Genomic DNA, 22,616 nt, shown 5'->3' on the forward strand with positions numbered 1-22,616 from the left:
GCTGCTGGTTGGCTGGTGCAATATTAGAATATTCAGGTCTCTTGTAAAAGAATTGGATGTTTTTAGGTGATAGTAGAAAAAATGCTAGTGTCTATTAAATGCTTTATTTTTTAGAGCCTGTATAAATATGAATAGCATCTCGCAGAAACTCTGCCGTGCCCGGCTGATTTTCATCATAGTGGGCCTTAAACCGTTCGTCATCCACATACATTTGGGCGAGGCCGGCATGCGCTTCTTTGCTGTATTCGCTCCAGTAATAGGATAACCACTGCTTATGCAAATCTGCGGCTTTTTGTGCTATATCGCTAGCGGGGTCGCCGTTTTTGAAAGCTTCCGCTAATGTAGCGGTCACTTCATTCGCCAATCTTGTTACCTCTTCATGCTCTTCTTGGGTCATATTCTTTAATTTTTGATTTGACTTATTAACGGTATCATCACCATACTTCTCACGAATTTCATTCCCGTAATTGTTCTCGTTATCATCAATCAGCTGTTGCTTGAAGCCTTCAAATTTCTCCTTATCGGTCATGGTTATTCTCCCTTCAGTTAAGGCAATTGTTTTTTCAACATTTGCAATCAGCAAATCTAATTGTTTTCTTTTGTCGAGGAGCTGTTCACGATGTTCTTTGAGGGCATTGGCTCCATTGAAAGAGGGGGCTGTTACAATTTCTTTAATACTGTCTAGACTGACCCCTAGTTCTCTGTAGAACAGAACTTGCTGCAGTTTGTCTACTTCCGCCTGACCATAGATTCGATATCCTGACGAATTGATTCTTGCCGGCTTAAGAAGTTCAATCTCATCATAATACCGAAGCGTTCTGGTGCTAACCCCAGCCAACCGAGCCAGATGCTGTACGGTGTATTCCATCTGTTCACCTCCTGACAACATAACAGTACAGCTTTACGTAGCGTAAATGTCAAACACTTTTTTGTTATACAAGCCTTATTCTAAGAATAGGATAATTGAGGGATGTACGTATAACCAAGAATGGGTGATTGAAATAAATACGTTGCTAAGTTTTTTACTTTTGGGATTATCTCTGTCAGCTCCTATTGGCCCTATTAATGCAGCAATGTTGGACAGAGGTATTAAGCGAGGCTTCCTGCATGCTTGGCTAGTAGGAATGGGAGGCATGCTTGCTGATGTTATATTGATTATCCTCATTTATTTCGGACTTGTTCATTTTCTAACAACGCCTTTTATGAAGACTTTTCTTTGGCTATTCGGCTGTTTTATTTTACTATACTCAGGAACCGAAAGTTTGATTGGCGATGGGAAAATTAAAGGAGAAGGTTATAGGACAGCAGAGACGCTAGCGAAATCGTTTTTCTCCGGTTTTATCATGGCCGTTACCAGTCCCTTATCCATACTCTTTTGGCTAGGTATCTATGGGTCGGTTTTAGCGGAAACGATTGCTATATTTGATAGAAATCACGTATTGTTGTATACGGGGATGATGTTCGTAGGGATTTTGATGTGGGATATTGCAATGGCGTCCTTAGCCAGTACGTTTAGGAGATTTCTAACACCTCGTTCGCTCTCAGCCATTTCCATCGTCTCAGGGCTATCCCTAATCGGGTTTGGCATGCATTTTGGGATAAAAGCGTTCCATGCCCTGTTAGGCTAGGCTTTAGGCCGCACCTCACGATTATCCTGTTTAGGCTTGAATTTCATCCCTAATGTAACCAAGCCTATGATTATGATAAATAAGAGGCTTATCCAAAATCCCGCTCGACTCGTTGGATGAAAGACAGTACCTGCGATTGCAGTTAGGATCAGGACCATGCCAGTATATCGTTTGATCTTTCCCCACACGGATAAGTGTAATAACCGGCCTGAGGTTAGAAGGATAAAGAGCCAATTCAATAGCAGCATAATTCCAGCCGCCGTTGTTACATATTCAAATAGCTCCTCCGGTAATGCAAGAGCCATGAGCACCGTTGCACTTACTCCACCAGCGGTAAACCCAATAGCGGGTAAAGGCATCTGTCTGTATCCTTTAGTTTGTTTGGCAAATATCAGGGGGGCATCATGGTCTTTCGCTAATGTGACTAAGATCGTTGTTACCGCAAACAAAGATGCAACCATCGTAGAAAAGCCCGCAATAATTAAAATAGCATTGAACGCATGCGGGACAATAGAGAGATTGTAAGTACTCAAAGCAACCTGAAACGGGCTTTCTTTTCCCTGCAAGGCATCCAAGGGGATTAAAGTTAAAGCAAGAATAAGCGATGCGACATAAATGGTAGTTATAAGAAGAATCATGATGTTCCCTGCTTTAGGAGCCTCCTCGGGCCGCTTCAATCTCGTTGCCATTAGACCCATGACTTCGATACCGCCAAAGGCATAAAAAGCATAAATGAGTGAGGACCAAGAACCAATTATCCCGGCTGGCAAAAGGGTTTCTTTTGTAATAGGGAACTTCGGCTGATGTTCGCCACCCCTGATAAATCCAAATACCGCGGCCCCTGCGATGATGAGAAATATAACGATGGCGGATACTTTGATAATAGCAAAAACATGCTCCGAACGTTCAAAAGCATGAGTCCCGAGCAAGATAACACCTAACCCTAACAAGGCATACGCCGTTGCAAAAATCCACATGGGTATCGTTGGAAACCAGAATCGGGTAAACAGGGATAGAGCAGTTAATTGACTCCCCATAATCAAAAGCTCTGAGCTCCAATAGACCCATCCACTGGTGAAGCCTGCCCAGCGTCCAAACGCATTCTTGGCATATGTCCGAAAAGATCCTTGTTGGGGATCCTCTCCCGTCATTCGGAACAAAACATCAAAAACAATATAGGTGCCAATGGCAGCTAGAATATACATGAAAATGACAGATACGCCGCCCATTTTGATGCCAATCCCTGAACCTAAGAAATAACCGGTACCAATCATAGAGGCAGCCCCAAGCAAGGCCAGCTGCCACCACTTCATAGGAGCTAATTTACCATTCTTCACATTATTGGACATATTGCCTCCTAAAACTGTTCAAAAGGTAAGAACAGCTGTTATTATAGCTTGTCCATTGGTAAAATATACTTTGGGTCATGCCATCCGGGCGAACAGCATGCCGTCTTTTAGAATGACCTCATATGAGGCGAGTCTAGCGCTGGGCACATTATGACAACGTCCGGTATGCCCTTCAAATGTCCAACCATGCATCGGACACTCAAGCTCTCCGTTTTCAAGTTCCACTGTGTAGCCAGCATGGGGGCAAACACTAGACAGTAAGTTATAAGTGCCTTCCTCCTCCGTCAGAAAGTATCGTTTGCCCTTTACCTGGACCTCTGCAGGAAACGTTGTAAATTGATCCTTCGGTCCAATGATTTTTTCCTTCATGAATAATCTCCTTTTCAAATTGAGTTAGCTAGATTATAATCTACAGCTGTGTTTATACCAAGTGAGAGAAGTAAGTCAACCATACAAAGGAGTAACATAAAATGAACAAAAACAATCCTTTATTAGAAGCATTTAATCAAACCAACTATCCAATAGGTGGCAATGGCAAAAGAAACATTCAAGTATTAAAAGAGGCATTAAACAGTTTTGATGGAAATCTGGACAGCGATAATTATGGGACTGGCAAGCTGATAGAAGATTTTCAAGAGGAAATGGCAGCGTTTTTAGGCAAAGAATCAGCTGTATTTTTTCCTAGTGGAACTATGGCGCAGCAAATCGCCTTACGAATCTGGTGTGATCAGAAGGGCATAAAGAAAGTGGCCTATCATCCCTTGAGTCATTTGGAGATCCATGAACAAGATGGGTTGAAAGAATTGCACCATATCGAATCTGTTTTGCTGACGGATAAGGACAGGTTGATTCGACTGGAAGATGTCGTCAATTTGCAGGAGGATATTGCTTGTTTATTGCTTGAATTGCCACAACGTGAAATTGGTGGGCAGTTACCGGACTACGAGGAACTTGTTGCCATTTCTGCCTATTGTCGCGAAAAAGGGATCAAATTACATCTTGATGGTGCACGACTTTATGAGATTCTACCTTATTATCAAAAGTCAGCTGTTGAAATTTGCGAGCTTTTTGATAGTGTATATATTTCTTTCTATAAAGGAATCGGAGGGATTGCAGGGGCCATTCTTGCAGGTGATGAAGCTTTTACAATAGAATCCAAAGTATGGAAAAGACGTTACGGAGGCGATTTAATCAGCCTTTATCCGTATATCCTCAGTGCCGGCTACTATTTCAAACAACGATCGCATAAAATGGCGCAGTATTATGAGGAAGCCAAAGAGCTTGCAGGTTTCTACAATCAGTGCTATGGGGTTGAAACAAAACCAATAGAACCTGTGACTAATATGTTTCATGTACATGTAAATGTGCCAAAAGAGAAGCTCGAACCTATATTAATATCTTTGTATAACGAAACAGGAATTGGCTTAACCCATTATTTAAGAGAGAGCAGCGAGACAACCTGTTATTATGAGGTTACGATCGGTGATCGCTTTGCAAATATACCTAAAAAGGAGCTCAGGAAAGCATTTGAATGGCTCGATGGAAAGTTGAGAATCAGCAGTTTAGATTATTTGTGAAAAAGCCACACTGGGTGCTAGGGGGGATCTGTAATGCTCTTTACATCCATTAAGCCAATGATCGTCAGTATCGGTAAAGAAGCTTTTAATGACGAGAACTACATATTTGAGCCAAAGTGGGACGGTTGGCGAATCCTTTTGCACAAGCAGGGGACTCGTTTTGAGGCTTATACACGTAATGGTCAAATGGTTACAAGCAAGTTTCCAGAGTTAAAAGAAGCAGCTGCTGCAATCAGGACTCATTCGGCTATTTTAGATTGTGAGGGAATTGTATTACGAGCTGGTAGACCCGTATTTGATGATTTTTCTTATCGTGGTCGAATAAGTCATTCTGCCAGAATTAGCAGTGCGGTACACACACATCCGGCAACCTTCGTTCTATTTGATGTCCTGTATACAGATAAAGATCATTTGAAAGAACCATTGATGGATCGAAAAAAGCGGCTAGGCGAAATCGTCGATTCTACGTCAATTATTATGCCGACGATGTTCGTTGAAGGGCAAGGTAAAGCGATGTTTGATTTAACGAAGGAACGAGACATGGAGGGCATCGTTGCTAAGCGAAAGGATTCGAAATATTTTCTGAATACCACAAGTAAGGATTGGCTTAAGATAAAGCATTTCAAATCTATTGATGTTGTCATCTTGGGGTACAGAACGAATCCTTTCGGGCTTGTTATCGGTTTGAATTTCAGAACGGTGAAGAATAAGCCCGTTGGTGTGGTTGAGTTTGGTTTTATGCCAGCAGACAAGGAATTATTTTTAGTGTTTGGTAAGCAATTGAGTACGGCAACAGATGAGAAAACGCAGTGGATCGAGCCGCGGTTGTGCTGCCGGATTGAATATCTGGAAAGAACGGATACGCACCAATTAAGGACAACGGTCTTCCGTGGATTTTTGCTGGATAAAAAGCCTGAGGAATGTATTTGGGAATCTTGAAGTGGTAACATAGATACGAGAACAAACGGAACCGTTAGGGCAGCTTCTAGAAGTAAAACAAGCAAGACAAGCATTTTATTCCAGGCTATTGGCTGATTGGTCGGAAGAAGAATCCCGGAGCTTTGGCGACCAACGAGAAACATCCAGTTCTTTCGCAGGTTCAACAAAGTCATTAACATGATGAAATGCCCGCTGGGAGCAGCGGGCATTATTTAATAAAATGAGGTATGATAAAATAAGCTTAAAAATTACCAAATTACGAAGGAGAGATTGTATGAACATTATTTTTCATGGACAAAGCTGTGTTGAGATTCGGTTAGAGGGCCACACGCTCATCATAGATCCTTTCTTAAACCATAACCCTCAGGCCGTAGTGAAACCGGAAAACATTAAGGCAGATTACATACTCGTCACGCATGGTCATGGCGATCATGTAGGTGACTCACTCGAGATTGCAAAGCAAAATCAAGCCACCATTATTGCTCCCAATGATTTGGGGAGGTACTTGTCTTTTCAAGGAGCACAAACCCACGGAATGGGGATTGGCGGAGAATATCAGTTTCCTTTTGGTAAGGTGAAAATGACAATGGCCTTACATGATTCTTCTTATAACCCGCCCGGTTCCAAAGAAAATATATACACGGGTATGGCTGCTGGTTTCCTCATTACAGTGGAGGGGAAAACGATATACCACGCAGGGGATACAGGCTTATTTGGAGATATGCAATTACTGGGCAAATTAAATGCCATTGATCTTGCCTTCCTGCCGATTGGAGACAACTACACGATGGGCCCCCGCGATGCCGTTATCGCCGCCAAGTTCTTACAAGCAAAAATGGTCATACCTATGCACTACAACACCTTTCCTATCATTAAGCAAGATCCACATGCTTTTGTTGAAAGTTTGGCTTCTGAGGGAATAAAAGGTATTGTGATGGAACCTGGTCAAAATCTAGCATTCTAAGAAAGATGTAACAGCCATTAGAGGGAATCATTGAAAATGTCATAGTGATTGACTATCCAATCATGAAATAAGGAATAAAGAAGGGGACCCGAGTGAAAATAGCCTTTATTTCGGATATACATGGTAATTCTATTGCACTTGAAGCCGTTCTAGAGGACATAAGGAAGAAGCAGATTGACCGAATTTATGTTCTGGGAGATCTTTGCTACCGCGGGCCGGATCCCAAACGATCTCTTGCATTGATACGTTCCTTACATACCAAGGTCATTAAAGGGAATGCGGATGAATGGGTTGTTCGCGGCGTAAACCATGGAGAAGTCCCGGACCAGGTCATTGAAAAGATGAAAATAGAACGGGAGTGGACGGTAGCCCAATTGGACCAAGCGGATATCGATTATTTGGAGGGGTTGCCGTCGGAATTGATGCTTGATATCGAGGGCACCTCCATCCACGCGTTCCATGCGACACCAGATAGCTTGTTCGAAGTTGTTTTGCCGGGCGCAGGTGACGAGGTACTGAAATCAAAGCTCATGTTTGCGTCGGATGCGGATATATTCATTTATGCTCATATTCACAAGCCCTTCATTCGTTATATGGATGGCAAAATACTGATGAATATCGGAAGCGTAGGTCTGCCTTTTGACGGGATGCCTAAAGCAGCTTATGCCATTGTGGAAATTGATCATGGACAAATTCATACATCGATCGAGCGTGTTCCCTATCGGATTGAAGACGTGGTACAGCAGTATGAAGAAGTGCAGTATCCGAATGCTGAAATGATGACAAGAATTGTTCGAAATGGTCTTCTGAAATAGGCTAGACGCAATGGGAAAAAGGAGAACGTTGAAACAAGGCAGGAATCAAAAATAAAAGGGAACTAGCCATTAAGGCCAGTTCCCTTTTCGTACTTTATTTACGCATATTCTGCTCATTGTTCGTCAGTTTTAGTTGACTGCCGCTCTTTCCAGAATAAGACGGTCAGCATCCGCTCGACCCACTCTTTATCTTCAGCGGTTAATACAAAACCATCGAACATGAGCTCATTCTCACGGAGGAAACGGCGCAAGTTGACGGGATTACTTTGGAATTTCTGTACGGATTGGGACGGTTCCAGATATCCAGCGATATCCATAAGCTCGGAATAGGAGGTGTTAAGCCCTTCTGATAGCTTCATTAATACTTCCGGCGAAGGGATGCCGCGATTACCGTTCTCCAGTTGGGAGATGTAAGCTGCCGAGACACCTGAACGATCGGCAAGCTCACGAATAGTGAAGCCTTTCAATTTGCGCATATCTTTTAATTTGTCGTAAAAATACATGTACTCTCACCCTCACGCACGTAAGTAAACATTAGTTAACAATTTGATAGTAACAGTTAACTTTAGTAATTACAATTGGGGTAAGAAGAAAGAGGGAAAGCTGGCGAGCCTGTTTAGTCGTATTTTTTGAAAATAAGTACAGCGTTATGTCCGCCGAAGCCGAATGAATTAGATAGACCGACGTGTAACTCTGCACGCCTTGCCACTAGAGGTACATAATCCAGATCGCACTGCGGGTCTGGATGCTCGAGATTAATCGTCGGAGGAATAAGGCCTTCTTGAAGCGTCTTGATGAGCGCGACGGCTTCAACCCCGCCAGCTGCGCCAAGCATATGGCCAAGCATCGATTTGTTCGCGCTGATCGGCACGTCATAAGCTCTGCTGCCAAGCAGCCGCTTGATCGCCAGCGTCTCTGATAAGTCGCCGCCAATCGTGCTTGTCGCGTGCGCGTTGATCGTATCGATCTCCTCGACCGCAAGTCCGGCGTCAGCGATCGCTTCGCGCATGGCTCGGTACGCCCCCGAGCCTTGAGGATCGGGCGCCACGATGTGGTAGGCATCCGAGGTTGATCCATAGCCGACGATCTCGGCATGGATGTGGGCTCCCCGCCGCTGGGCATGCTCGAGCGACTCCAGCACAAGCACGCCGGCGCCTTCGGCAGCAACGAAACCGTCGCGCTGCGCGTCGAACGGGCGGCTCGCCTGTTCCGGCGCGTCAGAACGCGTCGACAGCGCCGTCGCATTACCGAAGCCCGCCAGCGCGAGGTCGGTGATCGTCGCTTCCGCGCCTCCGGCAATGACAGCATCCGCGCCTCCGCGCTGGATTAGCTTAAAGGCTTCGCCGATGGCGTTATTACCCGTGGCGCAAGCAGTCACAGGCGCCAAAACAGGCCCCTTAGCGCCGAACAGGATGCTAACCTGCGCGGCTGCCATATTAGCGATCATCATCGGAACGACGGTCGGACTCACGCGGCTTGGGCCGCGATCAAGCAGCGTGCGATAATTCTCCAGCATCGTATGAATGCCGCCAATACCGGATCCAATGTAGACGCCTATACGCTCCGCGTTACGTTCATCAAGGATAAGCCCAGCATCCTCGACGGCTTGCTTAGCGGCAGCAACGGCAAACTGACAGTAGCGATCCATACGGCGAGCATCACGTCGACCGATCACCGCTTCAGGGTCAAAGTCGCGAACTATTCCAGCAAAATCTGTTTCATAAGCAGACACATCCATCGTATCAATTTTCGATATGCCTGATTTCCCCTCAGTTAGATGGTTCCAGAACGTCTCTACTTTATTACCTATCGGTGTAACAACACCCATTCCTGTTATGACAACACGTTTCATATAATCAAACCTCCTTAGAGTGTTACTTCAGTAAATCTGACATCGTAAGTATTTTCACTCACTTTCACTTAGATTGTCACAGTTTTTATCCTATTACAAGTAACCATTTATACGGGTATAATGACTAATAGGATAAACATGTTGGGAGGCATTTGAGATGAATACGAGGGAAAGGTTGCAAGCTCTATCTGAATTTCTGACTGCGCATCGCGCCAAGATACAACCCAGTAAAGCAGGACTGCTGGTTGGCAGTAGAAGACGGACACCTGGTTTGCGCAGAGAAGAAGTCGCGACAATTGCAGGTGTTAGTACGACCTGGTATACGTGGTTAGAACAAGGTAGAGATATCAAGATGTCTGCCCAGGTTTTGGATAGGGTTGCTCTAGCTTTACAGCTCAATGAAGATGAACGTCAATATCTATTCATGCTAGCTCTTGAGCAGCCTGCGCCAACAGCTGTTGTGGACAGTGCGCCGACAGTAAGTCCCGCTCTAAATCGCATTTTAACAGAGCTGCACGATTGTCCAACGATTATCTCTGATCGCAGATGCAATATCGTCGGATGGAATCAAGCCGCAGCGGCTGTTTTTCTTGATTTTGAACAAGTCCCGTTAGAGGAACGGAATTTAATATGGCTGCTTTTTACACGCAAAGAGCTGAAAGCACTGGCCGTGAACTGGAGTGACTTTGTACGGGGTTTTCTGGCGATATTTCGTTCCTATTACGGTCAATATGTAGGAGACAACTGGTACAGTGAATTCATTCAGCAAATCAGTGAGCGGAATGCGGATTTTCGAGAATTTTGGAATCATAGCGATGTTAGCTCTGCGCCGGAGGTTTTTATCGAATTCCGCCACGCGAAAGTCGGTAAAATGCTGTTCGATTTGACCACACTTCAGGTCCAAGGGTCAACCGACCTTCGCTGCAGCGTGTACACTCCGTCCGTTGGCTCCGATACAGATACGAAAGTTAGACAACTGATGCGCAAAATGGATGATCAAGAACAACATTCCTAGTTTGATATAAAAATATACTAATGTAAACAATAGTTGTTGCTTTAGTAAATAATAATGATATAATAATATTTATTAGGGGAACAAAATGAGAACGGGGGTTGAGCGGTATTGCCGATGCAACGGAATGGAAACAAGTTCTAGAACAAGGAGGAATGTTACTGTCATGACCGAAACGAACAACAATTTGAATATTTCAAGCTATGAGCCGGACACATTGGTCATCGAACTCTTCAAACAGGCGGTTGATGGTAACGACCCAGAGATGCAAGATGCAATATATGAAGTGATGAACTCCTCCGATTGGACTAATGCCAAGCAGAATAGAGGTATAAAAACCGAAATCCGTTGAGCATCAGCCTCGGAGTCGCTCCCAAAAAATTTTATTTCACCTTGCGACGGCGGGGAGGATGGTGGCTATGAGAATTATGGCCAAGACCGAAGTGTTTATCAAAGCGCGAATTATTAAGGGTTACTCCCAAAGAGAGTTAGCGAAGCATTCGGGCTTAAGCCATGCTTATATCAGCTTACTGGAACGATCAATAAAATCGGTAGGACCTGCGACAGCGAAGAAGTTGAGTGATTTACTCGGTAAGGATTTGGAGGATTTATTTCGGATTGAGTTTATGTGAAATAATGTAAATAAAGAGAACAAAGCTTTATCCAATAAATTGCCTGTGGATCAAGCTTTGTTTCATTTTCTTATTATGCAGTAAAACGGCCAATCTGCAAGCGCAACGACTGAGACATTTGATTCAGCACATACGCTTGGTTCGTCAGTTGTTCAATGGATTGCAGCTGATCTTGCGAAAAGTCGGAAATCGTTTCAAACCGCTCAAATGAATGTTTCGTAATCGATGAAATTTCCGTAAACGTTGCAGCCGCTTCCTCTGAGCTTGCTGCAATTTGCTGTGAAGCTGCTGAAATGCCTTGAAATTTGACCGGAGATCTCAGATACCGAATGAAGGATGTTCTGGAAAGAGGTATTTGTATCCTCCACAAAGACCTGTCCCAGATGTAAATCTTCCTGAACCTGTAACATCGAATGTACCGTTTGCTCTTTAACCTCTTATACTTGTCGAATGAGCTCGGAGATGACATCCACCGATGAGGATGACTGTGCCGCGAGCTTCCTTGTCTCGTTTGCTACTACGGTAAAGCCCCGCCCATGTTCACCAACTCTTGCTGCCTCAATGGATGCATTGAGCGCCAGCAGATTGATCTGCGCCGAAATACCCTTAATGACCTCGATAATTTGACCAATTTGCTGCGAGTACTCGTGAAGCCTTTTCACTGTCCCTGCTGTGTGATTAAACGAGGCTTGCAGCGATTCCATCTGATTCATGACCTTATCCATCGCCTGATAACCTCCTTGCGCATTCTGCGTAGATACGAAAGAAGCATTTGTTGCAATTGCGGATGATTCTGCAATCCGCTGAATACCTCGGTCATTTCCATTATTCCTTTGGAGCCATCTTCTGTACGAGTAACCTGATGCTCAGCCCCTTTGACCGTCTCTGGCCGGATACGAGCTTGATCTTTCCATGATTGGGGTCGCTATTTATCTTTTCTTAAATGGCAGTTATCTAGTTTCAATTGATTCTTTACTCAAAAAGGGACCCAAAACAGCACAATAAGCGTTAACTTTACTGTATAAGAGAATGAATCTTGTAAATAATAGTCTGGTGGTGTGAAGAAGGCTGCTTTTTGCGGCTTTTTTCCATATTCATTTCTTGAAACCTTTTTTCAACTGAAATTTTGTTTTACAATATCTTAATTGAAGATAACGGAGGGATTTTAACGTGTCACTTCAGACATCAGGCATTCACCACATTACTGCTTTTGCTAGGAATCCACAAGAAAATGTTGACTTTTATGCAGGAATTTTGGGTCTTCGGCTAGTCAAAAAGACCATTAACTTTGACGCTCCCGACGTGTATCACCTGTATTTTGGGAATGAAGAAGGAAGCCCAGGCACAATCATTACATTCTTTCCATGGCCGAACTCGGAGAAAGGAAGAATCGGTGGGGGGCAAGTAGGCATTACCACCTATGTAGTACCTCCGGGTTCACTCGGCTTTTGGGAAGAACGGTTAAGAAACTTTGATATTGCGTGTACGAAGGTAAACCGATTTTCTGAACATTCTCTTCAATTCTCGGACAATGAGGGCTTGGGTCTTGAACTTGTCGAACGGGAAGAAGGAGCGAACAGTAAATGGTCCTTTGACGACATTCCCGTGGATAAAGCGATAAAAGGCTTCGGCGGGGCAATTCTGTTCAGCATGAACCCAAAACAAACGATGGATGGACTAGAGAACATACTAGGATTGAAAAAGGTTGTGGAGGACGCAACCTATGCTCGTTTTCGCTCAAACGGAACGATCGGCAACGTGATCGACGTTCCCTTGGCTAGCGTGGATTGGGGCATCGAAGGTGCGGGAACCGTTCATCACATTGCATGGAGGGCGAAGGATTTCGAAGAACATGCGATGTGGCGAAATGAAGTCGAAGAATATGGCTACCGCGTAACCCCCATTATTGACCGTCAATATTTCAATGCGATTTACTTCAGAGAGGGCGGCGGCTTACTTTTTGAGATCGCTACGGATCCACCGGGATTTGCCCGTGATGAGAAGCCGGAATCGTTAGGAACCAAATTGATGCTGCCCGAGTGGTATGAACCCACTCGTTCACAAATCGAGGCAAACCTTTATCCTATCGAAGTAAGGGCCTTGAAAAAACACAAATAACTAAAGCATAAAATGATTGGGAGCATAAGCGCGGCCATTTCTTCTAAAGGAATGGCCCCTTAGCCTTGTTTACAGCCATTGTTCAGCCCACTCCTCAACGACTTTGAGGGCTCTGCCTAGTTCAATGCCTTTTCTTGTCAATGAATATTCGGTTCGAATTGGGCGCTCTGTTATGACATTTCGAATGATGATCCCGAATTCTTCAAGTTCCTTCATACGTTCATTAAGCATGCGTTTGCTAAGATCCGGAATATAAGCGTGAATTTCGCTGAACCGTTTTGGTTCGTCCATTAATGTATGAATGATTAAATTGACCCATTTTTTTCCTATTAATTGGTGAGAAAGTTCCACCTTTTCACATAATAGTTTACTTTGCTTTTCGTCACTCATATCGTCACCTCATTCGTTTGAAAATTAGTTATTATTTGTTACTTGGTTATACTAATATAACATAGAAAACGCTGTCATTCAAAGGGCATAAGGCATTCACAATTTGGACATTTTTTTAGTTGACTTGGTCATACCCGAGGTGTATTATTGGGAATATAAAGTATGTAGGTTATTAAAAGTAACCGAATGGAGGGGTGGAAATGAACAACATAGACAACTTGGAAAACTTGGCCAACATGACTTTTGTTTTGTTTGGCGCTACGGGGGATTTAGCAAAGAGAAAGATATATCCCGCGCTTTATAATTTGTTTATTGATCAAAAGATGCCAAAGTCATTCTCGGTAATTGGATTAGGCAGAAGAGAATTGTCGGACGAAACCTTCCGAGTTCAGATAGAGCAATCCTTAAACACATTTTCCAGAAGTGATGCAAACGATCCTGTCATTTTGAAGGCTTTCCTAAGTGCTTTTCGCTATAGCGTGCTGGATGTGAATCGTGTTGAAGATTACCGTGAACTGTTACAGCTTGCCCAGCAGCGTGAAAAAGAATTGAATATTCCTGAGAATCGAATGTTTTATCTTTCGGTGGCTCCCGAGTTTTTCGATATCATCGCCTCTAACATCAAAGAGAGCGGGTTAGGTTCCACACAGGGATGGAAGAGACTAATCATTGAGAAGCCTTTTGGCCGCGATTTGAAATCGGCACGTGAGCTCAATGAGAAATTGAGCCATACCTTTGAAGAACAGGAAATTTATCGAATCGATCATTTCCTCGGGAAGCCGATGGTACAGAACCTTGAGGTTCTCGAGCATTCAAACCCTATTCTTCATGCACTCTGGACGAATCGTTACATATCAAACGTTCAAATATCGGCGAATGAAATCGTAGGGGTTGAAGGAAGAGCGGGTTACTACGACCAAGCCGGGGCGATCCGGGATATGTTCCAAAATCATATGCTTCAGTTGCTGATGATGACAGCAATGCAGCTTCCTGAGGGAGCAGACACCGAACTAGTCCGTTTCAAAAAGAAAAAAGTTATGGAATCACTAAGGCCGCTAACGAAAGAGGACGTTGTTCAAAACGTTGTCCGCGGACAGTACACGCAGGGGGTAATTCAGGGCGAATCGGTTCCGGGATATGTGAATGAGCCAGGAGTTCCCTTCGCTTCGCAAAATGATACCTTCATTGCAGTTCGACTATGGGTCGATGATTATTTTTGGAACGAAGTCCCGTTTTATATTCGTACCGGTAAACGGATGAAGGAGAAATCAACACGGATCGTGATTGAGTTTAAAGAACCTTTAGCGAAGCTTCAACACAAGCCTCATGAGACTTCAGCACCCAATCTCCTAGTGCTTGATATCAGCCCGGACGAGGGCATTTGCTTTCAATTAAATAGTAAGGATCCCTTGCATAAAGGCGAATATGAACCCATCCATTTCAACGTTAACACGAATCACAAAAATACACCGGAAGCTTATGAAAATTTGATCTACGACGCTATCCGCGGGGATTCCACATTTTTTGCCCATTGGGATGAAGTTGAGTTGTCATGGAAATGGGTGCAGCCGATACTGGATGCATATGAAGAAGGGCTTATTCCACTTGATTCCTACGAGGCGGGCTCCTATGGTCCAGAAGCATCCTCACGATTATTGGCGGAAGATGGAAACAAATGGTGGCTAGATACTGATACTGATACTGATACTGAGCATGATATGAAATCAATTCAAGGAGAACAACATTATGAGTATGAACCACAACGTTGAGCAATTAGCTGTGAATACGCTCCGAACTTTATCCATTGATGCTATTAACTACGCGAATTCCGGCCATCCGGGATTGCCAATGGGGGCTGCCCCGATGGCTTACGCCCTATGGGCCAATCATTTGAAACACAATCCAAAGCATGCCAAGTGGTTTGATCGAGATCGTTTTGTTCTCTCTGCCGGTCACGGTTCCAGCCTGCTGTACAGCCTGCTGCATTTGACAGGATATAAAGTAACCACCCAGGATTTGCAGCAGTTTCGTAAGTTGAATAGCAGAACCCCGGGACACCCTGAATTCGGTCACACGGAGGGCGTTGAGGCTACAACCGGTCCACTTGGACAAGGGATTGCGATGGCTGTTGGGATGGCAATGGCAGAAGCTCATCTTGCATCCAAATTCAATCGTGATGGTTTTCCAGTTATTGATCATTATACGTACACGCTAGTCGGGGATGGTTGTTTGATGGAGGGGGTCTCCTACGAGTCGATGTCTATGGCCGGTCATATGAAACTCGGCAAATTGATCGCTCTCTATGATTCTAACAGCATCTCTCTTGACGGCGAATTAAATCTATCTTTCTCGGAAGATGTTCGAAAAAGAGCGGAGTCGGCCAATTGGCAATACTTACTTGTCGAGGATGGCAATGATGTCGCAGAGATCACCAAAGCAATTGAAACAGCCAAACAAAACTCCGAGCAGCCGACCATCATTGAGATTAGAACGGTGATCGGCTTCGGAAGCCCGAAAGTTGCCGGAACGAACAAGGCACACGGTAACCCGCTAGGCCAGGAGGAAGCGAAAGCAACAAAAGTAGCGTATGGCTGGAATTATGAAGAAGATTTCTATGTTCCTGAAGAAGTGAAAGCTCACTTTAATCTGCTTAGACAACAAGGAGAGGCTGCAGAATCCGAGTGGAATCAGTTGGTGGCTTCCTACAAAGCAGCTTATCCTGAACTATACCAAGAACTTGAGAATGCTATTAGTGGAAAGGTTTTGCTAGATGCGGCAGATATTCTGACCTTCGATAATTCGAAAGCTGTTTCGACTCGTGTTGCAAGCGGTGAAGCCATCAACCATTTCGTCAAAATTGTACCTTCCATATTCGGAGGAAGTGCGGATCTGTCCCATTCAACAATGACGGATATCAGAGGGGAGAAGAAGTTTGCGGTTGAGTCCTATGCTGGCCGCAACGTTTACTTTGGGGTTCGAGAACATGCAATGGGTGCCGCGGGCAACGGAATGGCACTGCATGGGGGCGTAAAACCATTCGTAAGCACCTTCTTCGTTTTCAATGATTATATGCGTCCTGCTATTAGATTAGCTGCCCTTCAAAAATTACCTGTCACGTATGTATTTACGCATGATTCGATCGCTGTCGGAGAAGACGGACCGACTCACGAGCCTGTAGAACAATTGGCTGCTCTGCGGACAATTCCAGGACTTACCGTTATTCGGCCGAGTGATGCGAACGAAACAGCCAATGCTTGGGCCTTTGCGCTGCAGCAAACGGATGGCCCGGTAGCTTTAGTGCTGAGCCGCCAAAACTTGCCAGTATTTGAACAAACAAAGGCAAATACGGATCAGCTTTCTAAAGGAGCATACGTTCTGACAGAAACAAATGATCAGCCGGATGTTATCCTCATAGGGACTGGATCTGAAGTTTCCTTAGCAGTGGAAGCCAAGAAGGAATTGGAAAAAGACGATTTTTCTGTGCGCGTCGTCGCGATGCCTAGCTGGGAGCTTTACGAACGTCAATCCCTGGCCTACAAGGAATCTATTCTTCCTTCATCGATCCACAAACGGCTTGCGATTGAAACAGGGATTTCTTTAGGCTGGGAACGTTATACAGGATTGAAGGGTAGAGTATTGTCCATTGAAACATTCGGAGCTTCCGGGTCTGGAAGCGAAGTTCTTGCATACTTTGGATTTTCGGTGAATCATGTCGTCCAATTAAGCAAAGATTTGCTTAACGAATAGATGATTAATAGAGATAACGTATAGACATTCGTTATGGAGGGAAACACAATGAAAGTTGGATTAGTCGGACTAGGCAAAATGGGATTAAACTTAGGTCAAAATCTTCTTGATAATAAACATGAAGTTGTTGCATTTGATTTAAATTACCAAGCGGTAGAGGAAATGAAGGCATTTGGAGCCAAAGGGGCGGCCAACTTGAAGGAGTTCGTTCAATCCTTGGAGCACCCAAGAATTATTTGGATCATGGTTCCACATAAAGTTGTCGATTCCGTTATCGATGAGATTTCAACTCTATTATCCGAAGGCGATATTATCATTGAAGCCGGGAATTCCCATTATAAGGAATCCGTCAATCGTTACAATCAACTTAAAGGAAAAGGCATAAACTTCCTTGATGTCGGCACTTCCGGAGGTATGGAAGGGGCAAGAAACGGAGCATGCTACATGGTAGGCGGCGACCCGGAAGTATGGTCTGCCGTTGAACCGATATTCCGTGATACAGCCGTGGAAAACGGTTATCTGTATGCAGGTAAAGCAGGCAGCGGACACTTTCTGAAGATGGTTCATAACGGGATCGAGTACGGCATGATGGCGGCGATCGGAGAAGGATTCGAAGTGTTGGAGAAAAGCGATTTTGACTTTGATTATGAAAAAGTGGCCCGCGTCTGGAATCACGGTTCCGTTATCCGTTCATGGCTCATTGAGCTGATGGAGCGCGCCTTTTCCAAAGATTCCAAGCTGGAAGAGATTAAAGGGGTTATGCATTCCTCTGGTGAAGCGAAATGGACGCTGGAGACGGCTTTCGATCTACAAACGGCTACTCCGGTTATTGCCATGTCCTTGCTCATGCGGTTCCGCTCATTAGAGACCGATACGTTCACAGGCAAAGTCGTTGCGGCGCTTCGCAATGAGTTTGGCGGACATGCAGTAGAAAAAATAAGCAAGTAAATACATCATCATACTTTATAATCGGGAGGCAATTATTATGAAATTTTTTATTGATACGGCCAATGTTGAGGATATTAAAAAAGCGTATAAAATCGGTGTATTATCCGGTGTTACAACGAATCCATCTTTAGTCGCTAAAGAAGGCGTGAAATTTGAAGACCGTATTGCTGAAATTTTACAGCTGGTGCCTGAAGTTGAATCTGTTTCTGCCGAAGTGACACCAGAAGCTCTTACAGCTGAAGATATGATCGCGCAAGCAAATGAATTGATCAAGATTAATGGCGGTGACAAGAACATCACGATCAAGCTTCCTATGACTTTAGATGGGTTAGAAGCTTGTCGCTATCTGACTAAGAAAGGTGTTAAAACCAACGTCACTCTGATCTTCACGGTGAATCAAGCGCTCTTGGCCGCTCGTGCAGGTGCCACATACGTTTCCCCATTCTTAGGCCGTTTGGATGATATCTCAGAAGATGGTGTACTGCTAGTTTCGAAAATCGCTGAGTTATTCCGTATTCATCAGTTAGATGCACAAATTATTGCAGCTTCTGTTCGTCATCCAGATCACGTAACCCGTGTAGCAATGGCTGGGGCTCATATTGCAACAGTTCCTTTCAGTGTTATACAGCAGATTTCGAAGCATCCGCTGACCGATCAAGGCATGGAAAAATTCGCGGCTGATTGGGCAAAAGCTCCAAAAAATTAATCCTGTCTGCGATTACTCCACAGCAAGTCAAATAAGCCGTCCTTATTTAATAAGAAGACGGCTTATTTGCTTCATAACTTGAGGATATATATCTATAATGCTGTGTTATAAAGAAGAAAATCACGAAGCATGGAAATTGCTTCGTGATTTTTTATTAAGAAGAATAGTTTCGAAAATTGAAGATACTATGATTTTTTTCATCAATTCAATAGGGGGTATAAGAGATGAAGCAATATAATTTGTCATCTTCCGAGTTTACGATTTTGGAATTGTTATATACTAAGGAAGAAGAAATCCTTTGCTGCAAATCGGTGAAAAGATATTTTCAATGAGTCTCAGCAGATAAAAGCTCTGGCACTGTTACAAAAGAATAGTTGTTTTGCTTTAAATACGAGATGATTTGAGGCAAAGCTTGAATCGTGTTCGTCAAATTGCCTCCTTTTCCTCCAGCTGAGTGCTGTAGGATAATGGCCCCTGGTGTAACTTCCTTTTTGACAGCGTTGATGATTTCTGCGGTGCTTTTTCCTTTCCAATCCAAAGTGTCTACAGACCAACCTATGAGGTGGTGTCCGGTTGAAGCTGCATCGATTCTAACATCATTGTTTACCGCGCCATAGGGAGCTCTGAATAAAGTGGGTGAAGCTCCACTAATGTTTCGGATGACATCATCGGTTTTCGTAATTTCATTGCGGATAAGTTCATTAGATAATTTGAGGAGATCAGGATGATCCCAAGAATGGTTACCAACAACATGTCCTTCCTGAACGATTCGTCTCAACACAGCTGGGTATTTGGCCGCATGTTCGCCCACAACAAAGAAGGTAGCCTTAATCCCATTCGCCTTCAAGATATCAAGAATTTTCAATGTGTATTTATCATCAGGGCCATCGTCAAAAGTTAAAGCGACTTGTTTTTTTGTCATCGTTACATGATTAATAACACGCTCATCTAACGCGGAATCCATTTGTTTTCCGATAGCAGCTTGAACGACTGAACTTACTGATTGGCTAATCGGAGCAGGAGAAATAACAGATGGCTTAGGAGTTCCACATCCGGACAGGAATAAACAAATCGCTATACACATTAGGCTAAGTTTAACTATCAAGAAAAACACTTCTTTCTACTGCTTGGCAGCGAATGGTTTTATTGAAGAGTTGTAGTTGGACATGTTGATGCCGCTCCACAAATTTTTATTTACCACTTTCTCAGGGTGGTCAAATACAAGGAAGGCTGTTGGCAAATATCGCATGCCGTAACTGCTGGAAGGTCGATTCACAACCTGACCATCATTAACTAACACGGAAGAAGAGCCTCCGTCTAGATTGGCAGCTGTAACAGCCCCTTTTTCTAATAATAGCTGTTGGGCATCGTAAAGCGTTGCTCCAATTGAATAGCCTGGTTGTCGTCCGTCAATAACGAGAAAGATGATTGTCCCGTCTTTCGTTTGAGCCATACAGGTTCGAGGAGCGATTCCCCAACCATCCGCTTCGTTTTTCACAAGACCCTTGCCGTTAACGATAAATTTGGGTTGGAAGGTGACGGCGTCTTTAACCCCCATTTTGACCAATTCACTAGGTTTATAGCGCCCTGCAACCATCACACCATTTCGATCAAGGCCAACAACATTGACAGGGTCTTCCATACCTCCATCACTGTAGAGAAGTTTTCCATCTGCCATTACAATACCTATGGGTCTAAAACCATTTCCGTCATAGTTGGGATCATCAAATGCACCTCCATTTACGCCAGCAATGGCACCTGTTCGTTTAACCATACTCAGAATTTGCTCTCCTTGTCCCATGATACTTGTGGTTACGACACGGATCATTTGGGGATTGTGAACATAGAGTAAATAACCTTTGTACTTTTTGTTCGTGATGGGCTCAACGTTTACTGCATTGTTCTTTTTTGTTGACACCAGTACATTGTGATTGTCCTTTTCCATCCCCATAGCGTCGAATTTTTTCATGTATTCGTCTACTCTACGGTTGAGTTCGTTCTCACCAATTAAATATTTTGCGAAGTCGCGGTGCTGCGACGTTATTAGTGTATCCGCAATCATGTAACGATAATTAGTTCCGGATGCCGAGAAATAGAACCAGCAAACAAAAGAACAGATGACAAAGAGAAAGATAAGGATAAAAAAGCGCATATAGCGCTTGCGTCGCGGCTTAGGAAGTAGAGTAGGGCCAGATTGAGCTAATGAATATCCTTGATAATCATTCATGTAAAAACACCTCTTTCCAATCATACCTACCTACTTTAATATAGATTCCTTAAAATACGATGAAAAAAGACAATATTTTCACATATTTTCAGCTGCAAAATAAAAAGAGCCGAATTAGCCTGAAATGGCTGCTTAACGGCTCTTTATGCGTCTTACCATTATTGATGGTCATGAGGTTCCTGTTTTTTTGCATATGTTGAGATGATCAAGCGTTTTAATTCTTGCAGTTCATTCTCGATTCGGTGCAAATGACTTTTCATATCATCGATTTCTTGTTCCGCTTTATAATTGATTGCGAAATCAATTACGGATTCATGTTTGTCCCTTGAAGCTTGCCGATTCTGACTCATCATGATGACAGGAGCTTGAAAAGCTGCAATAAATGACAAGCATAAATTCAATAGGATAAAGGGTTCAGAATCGAAATGAGAAGTGAACGGCAGGGTGTTCCAAATGATCCATAAGGCAAGGAAAACCGCAAAATAAATGATGAATCTCCAACTTCCGCCAAATGAAGCTAGCCGATCTGCAAGCCGATCTGCCCAGCTCGTTTTACGAATGTATTCTTCTTCCAGATGGATAAGAATGCTTTTTTCATAGTTATCAACTAGGCGATCAATGCGTAAAGCATCTGTAGGATTGATATCAATATCAAAGCCTTGTAATTTACTGTCTTTCATTTGTTCTTTGGTCTGGAAATATTTTTTGGCCATCGGTTACCCTCCTCATATTCGCCTGAGGAAGTCATACAATAAGCATGATAAATTACTTGAGCTGCAAACTTTTCACAAGCAGTCTGTAAGTCAAGTGGGATGCATAATTGGAGACTTCCTCGATGCCTATCGGCCCTTCTTCACTTGAACTCGGACTACCCATAGAAAAGTTTCAACTCCTTTTATTCTTATTAAATACCTTTTTTATCATACTCTGAACGGAAGCTATTGTACATCGGTATTTGACCTATTTACCCGGAGCTTTACACGCTGTTGATCGCTTTGTAAATTAGTGGTATGTTGAAATGGATGATCTCATGTTTCAACAGAAGGAGTAGGATGAAATGTCACAAATAGTAGAGACGAATTATAAGAAAGAGCTAAGTGACTATGGTTCACGCATGAATCGTTTGGTGGATGAATTTGAAAGTCAAATACATAAACAGCTGAACGAGAAATATGCGCAGTCAACGAAATGGTCCGATAAGCTTGCTGATAAAATAGCTTCCTTCGGAGGCAGTTGGAGATTTATTAATATTTTTTTTGCTGTTCTCGCTTTGTGGATCGTTCTAAATTCGCTCTCTTTTACTAAAATGATTCATTTTGATGAATCACCTTTCATTTTATTAAACTTGGTCTTATCTTTCCTTGCTGGCTTTCAAGCTCCAATTATCATGATGAGTCAGAATAGACAAGCTATTAGAGATAAGAAGGAAACCATCGTTGACTATGCAATCAACTATAAAGCGGAGCAAGAAATTGACGATATGCAGGGACACTTGCATAGATTAGAGGATGATTTTGCTGCTTTTAGGAGAGAAGTAAAGGAAGATTTGGCTGAGATTAAAAGACTTTTAGAAAGTAAATAAACGGGATACCTATCCATCTATTGGATAGGTTTTTTTGTTTTATTCGGGCCTTTTGTCCTATGCATTCTTGTGACTCTCCCTATTTTTACACATTTTTCACATTTCAATCACACTTCTATCATCAATGTCA

Annotated in this window: 25 protein-coding genes; 14 read left to right on the top strand and 11 right to left on the bottom strand. The window is 43.5% G+C overall.

Annotated features, from left to right (window positions below):
* Positions 1 to 103: 103 nt before the first annotated feature.
* Positions 104 to 868 (bottom strand): MerR family transcriptional regulator, encoded by a 765-nt coding sequence (locus BLT91_RS18510; protein ID WP_090823582.1) that lies wholly within the window; start codon positions 866 to 868, stop codon positions 104 to 106.
* 133 nt (positions 869 to 1,001) lie between these two features.
* Between BLT91_RS18510 and BLT91_RS18515 the strand changes: the two genes are divergently transcribed.
* The gene (locus tag BLT91_RS18515; RefSeq protein WP_090823708.1) at positions 1,002 to 1,628 is read left to right on the top strand and encodes a LysE family transporter; all 627 of its coding nucleotides are present in this window, start codon (positions 1,002 to 1,004) and stop codon (positions 1,626 to 1,628) included.
* On the opposite strand, the gene BLT91_RS18520 is transcribed toward BLT91_RS18515, so the two are convergent.
* Together BLT91_RS18520 and BLT91_RS18525 are read right to left on the bottom strand one after the other, a co-directional pair.
* Positions 1,625 to 2,977, bottom strand: coding sequence for an amino acid permease (locus BLT91_RS18520; RefSeq protein WP_090823584.1), 1,353 nt, complete (start codon positions 2,975 to 2,977; stop codon positions 1,625 to 1,627). The two genes, BLT91_RS18515 and BLT91_RS18520, sit on opposite strands and share 4 nt — an antisense overlap.
* A gap of 75 nt (positions 2,978 to 3,052) precedes the next feature.
* Positions 3,053 to 3,346, bottom strand: coding sequence for a Rieske (2Fe-2S) protein (locus tag BLT91_RS18525; protein WP_090823586.1), 294 nt, complete (start codon positions 3,344 to 3,346; stop codon positions 3,053 to 3,055).
* 101 nt (positions 3,347 to 3,447) lie between these two features.
* Between BLT91_RS18525 and BLT91_RS18530 the strand changes: the two genes are divergently transcribed.
* The 4 genes from BLT91_RS18530 (at position 3,448) to BLT91_RS18545 (ending at position 7,272) form a co-directional block, all read left to right on the top strand.
* Positions 3,448 to 4,554 (top strand): threonine aldolase family protein, encoded by a 1,107-nt coding sequence (locus BLT91_RS18530; protein ID WP_090823588.1) that lies wholly within the window; start codon positions 3,448 to 3,450, stop codon positions 4,552 to 4,554.
* Positions 4,555 to 4,587: 33 nt separating this feature from the next.
* Positions 4,588 to 5,493: an ATP-dependent DNA ligase gene (locus tag BLT91_RS18535; protein ID WP_090823590.1), complete on the top strand. Its 906-nt coding sequence runs from the start codon at positions 4,588 to 4,590 to the stop codon at positions 5,491 to 5,493.
* 274 nt (positions 5,494 to 5,767) lie between these two features.
* Complete coding sequence (locus BLT91_RS18540) at positions 5,768 to 6,457, top strand: metal-dependent hydrolase (protein ID WP_090823591.1); 690 nt, start codon at positions 5,768 to 5,770, stop codon at positions 6,455 to 6,457.
* Positions 6,458 to 6,549: 92 nt separating this feature from the next.
* Positions 6,550 to 7,272: a metallophosphoesterase family protein gene (locus BLT91_RS18545; protein WP_090823593.1), complete on the top strand. Its 723-nt coding sequence runs from the start codon at positions 6,550 to 6,552 to the stop codon at positions 7,270 to 7,272.
* 113 nt (positions 7,273 to 7,385) lie between these two features.
* Here BLT91_RS18545 and BLT91_RS18550 read toward each other — a convergent pair whose 3' ends face one another.
* Both BLT91_RS18550 and fabF read right to left on the bottom strand, forming a co-directional pair.
* Complete coding sequence (locus tag BLT91_RS18550) at positions 7,386 to 7,775, bottom strand: helix-turn-helix domain-containing protein (protein ID WP_090823595.1); 390 nt, start codon at positions 7,773 to 7,775, stop codon at positions 7,386 to 7,388.
* 113 nt (positions 7,776 to 7,888) lie between these two features.
* Positions 7,889 to 9,124, bottom strand: a complete 1,236-nt coding sequence (gene fabF, locus BLT91_RS18555; RefSeq protein ID WP_090823597.1) for a beta-ketoacyl-ACP synthase II — start codon at positions 9,122 to 9,124, stop codon at positions 7,889 to 7,891.
* A 157-nt stretch (positions 9,125 to 9,281) separates the two neighbouring features.
* Between fabF and BLT91_RS18560 the strand changes: the two genes are divergently transcribed.
* The 3 genes from BLT91_RS18560 to BLT91_RS18570 all read left to right on the top strand — a co-directional run bounded on the left by BLT91_RS18560 (position 9,282) and on the right by BLT91_RS18570 (position 10,768).
* Positions 9,282 to 10,139, top strand: coding sequence for a helix-turn-helix transcriptional regulator (locus tag BLT91_RS18560; protein ID WP_090823599.1), 858 nt, complete (start codon positions 9,282 to 9,284; stop codon positions 10,137 to 10,139).
* Positions 10,140 to 10,302: 163 nt separating this feature from the next.
* On the top strand, positions 10,303 to 10,488 hold the full coding sequence (locus tag BLT91_RS18565) for a hypothetical protein (RefSeq protein WP_090823601.1): 186 nt from the start codon (positions 10,303 to 10,305) through the stop codon (positions 10,486 to 10,488).
* Between the two features lie 67 nt (positions 10,489 to 10,555).
* Entirely contained in the window at positions 10,556 to 10,768 is a 213-nt protein-coding gene (locus tag BLT91_RS18570) for a helix-turn-helix domain-containing protein (protein WP_090823603.1), read from the top strand.
* Positions 10,769 to 10,841: 73 nt separating this feature from the next.
* On the opposite strand, the gene BLT91_RS18575 is transcribed toward BLT91_RS18570, so the two are convergent.
* Both BLT91_RS18575 and BLT91_RS33585 read right to left on the bottom strand, forming a co-directional pair.
* Positions 10,842 to 11,138: a methyl-accepting chemotaxis protein gene (locus tag BLT91_RS18575; protein WP_090823604.1), complete on the bottom strand. Its 297-nt coding sequence runs from the start codon at positions 11,136 to 11,138 to the stop codon at positions 10,842 to 10,844.
* Between the two features lie 67 nt (positions 11,139 to 11,205).
* On the bottom strand, positions 11,206 to 11,577 hold the full coding sequence (locus BLT91_RS33585; RefSeq protein WP_368086827.1) for a methyl-accepting chemotaxis protein: 372 nt from the start codon (positions 11,575 to 11,577) through the stop codon (positions 11,206 to 11,208).
* A 361-nt stretch (positions 11,578 to 11,938) separates the two neighbouring features.
* Here BLT91_RS33585 and BLT91_RS18585 point away from each other — a divergent pair, with 361 nt between their 5' ends.
* Positions 11,939 to 12,886, top strand: coding sequence for a ring-cleaving dioxygenase (locus BLT91_RS18585; protein WP_090823608.1), 948 nt, complete (start codon positions 11,939 to 11,941; stop codon positions 12,884 to 12,886).
* Between the two features lie 69 nt (positions 12,887 to 12,955).
* On the opposite strand, the gene BLT91_RS18590 is transcribed toward BLT91_RS18585, so the two are convergent.
* Entirely contained in the window at positions 12,956 to 13,276 is a 321-nt protein-coding gene (locus tag BLT91_RS18590) for a winged helix-turn-helix transcriptional regulator (protein ID WP_090823611.1), read from the bottom strand.
* 227 nt (positions 13,277 to 13,503) lie between these two features.
* On the opposite strand from BLT91_RS18590, the gene zwf reads away from it, so the two are divergent.
* The 4 genes from zwf to fsa are packed head-to-tail and all read left to right on the top strand — an operon-like array spanning position 13,504 to position 18,677.
* Positions 13,504 to 15,045, top strand: a complete 1,542-nt coding sequence (gene zwf / locus BLT91_RS18595) for a glucose-6-phosphate dehydrogenase (RefSeq protein WP_090823714.1) — start codon at positions 13,504 to 13,506, stop codon at positions 15,043 to 15,045.
* The gene (gene tkt / locus BLT91_RS18600; protein WP_090823710.1) at positions 15,029 to 17,023 is read left to right on the top strand and encodes a transketolase; all 1,995 of its coding nucleotides are present in this window, start codon (positions 15,029 to 15,031) and stop codon (positions 17,021 to 17,023) included. The genes zwf and tkt overlap by 17 nt, the downstream gene beginning before the upstream one ends.
* A 48-nt stretch (positions 17,024 to 17,071) precedes the next feature.
* Positions 17,072 to 17,971 (top strand): phosphogluconate dehydrogenase (NAD(+)-dependent, decarboxylating), encoded by a 900-nt coding sequence (gene gnd / locus BLT91_RS18605; protein WP_090823613.1) that lies wholly within the window; start codon positions 17,072 to 17,074, stop codon positions 17,969 to 17,971.
* A 37-nt stretch (positions 17,972 to 18,008) separates the two neighbouring features.
* Positions 18,009 to 18,677 (top strand): fructose-6-phosphate aldolase, encoded by a 669-nt coding sequence (gene fsa / locus BLT91_RS18610; protein ID WP_090823615.1) that lies wholly within the window; start codon positions 18,009 to 18,011, stop codon positions 18,675 to 18,677.
* A gap of 325 nt (positions 18,678 to 19,002) precedes the next feature.
* Here the strand turns inward: fsa and BLT91_RS18615 are convergent, their stop codons facing one another.
* The 3 genes from BLT91_RS18615 to BLT91_RS18625 all read right to left on the bottom strand — a co-directional run bounded on the left by BLT91_RS18615 (position 19,003) and on the right by BLT91_RS18625 (position 21,617).
* Positions 19,003 to 19,761 carry a polysaccharide deacetylase family protein gene (locus BLT91_RS18615; RefSeq protein WP_254777014.1) on the bottom strand — a complete coding sequence of 253 codons (759 nt, stop codon included), beginning with the start codon at positions 19,759 to 19,761 and terminating at the stop codon, positions 19,003 to 19,005.
* 36 nt (positions 19,762 to 19,797) lie between these two features.
* Complete coding sequence (locus BLT91_RS18620; RefSeq protein WP_090823617.1) at positions 19,798 to 20,904, bottom strand: phosphodiester glycosidase family protein; 1,107 nt, start codon at positions 20,902 to 20,904, stop codon at positions 19,798 to 19,800.
* A gap of 158 nt (positions 20,905 to 21,062) precedes the next feature.
* Positions 21,063 to 21,617 (bottom strand): DUF1003 domain-containing protein, encoded by a 555-nt coding sequence (locus tag BLT91_RS18625; protein ID WP_090823619.1) that lies wholly within the window; start codon positions 21,615 to 21,617, stop codon positions 21,063 to 21,065.
* A gap of 344 nt (positions 21,618 to 21,961) precedes the next feature.
* Here BLT91_RS18625 and BLT91_RS18630 point away from each other — a divergent pair, with 344 nt between their 5' ends.
* Positions 21,962 to 22,486 (top strand): DUF1003 domain-containing protein, encoded by a 525-nt coding sequence (locus tag BLT91_RS18630; protein ID WP_090823621.1) that lies wholly within the window; start codon positions 21,962 to 21,964, stop codon positions 22,484 to 22,486.
* Positions 22,487 to 22,616 lie beyond the last annotated feature (130 nt).

The organism is Paenibacillus sp. yr247, from assembly GCF_900103825.1.
In the GTDB taxonomy this organism is placed as follows: Bacteria; Bacillota; Bacilli; order Paenibacillales; family NBRC-103111; genus Paenibacillus_E.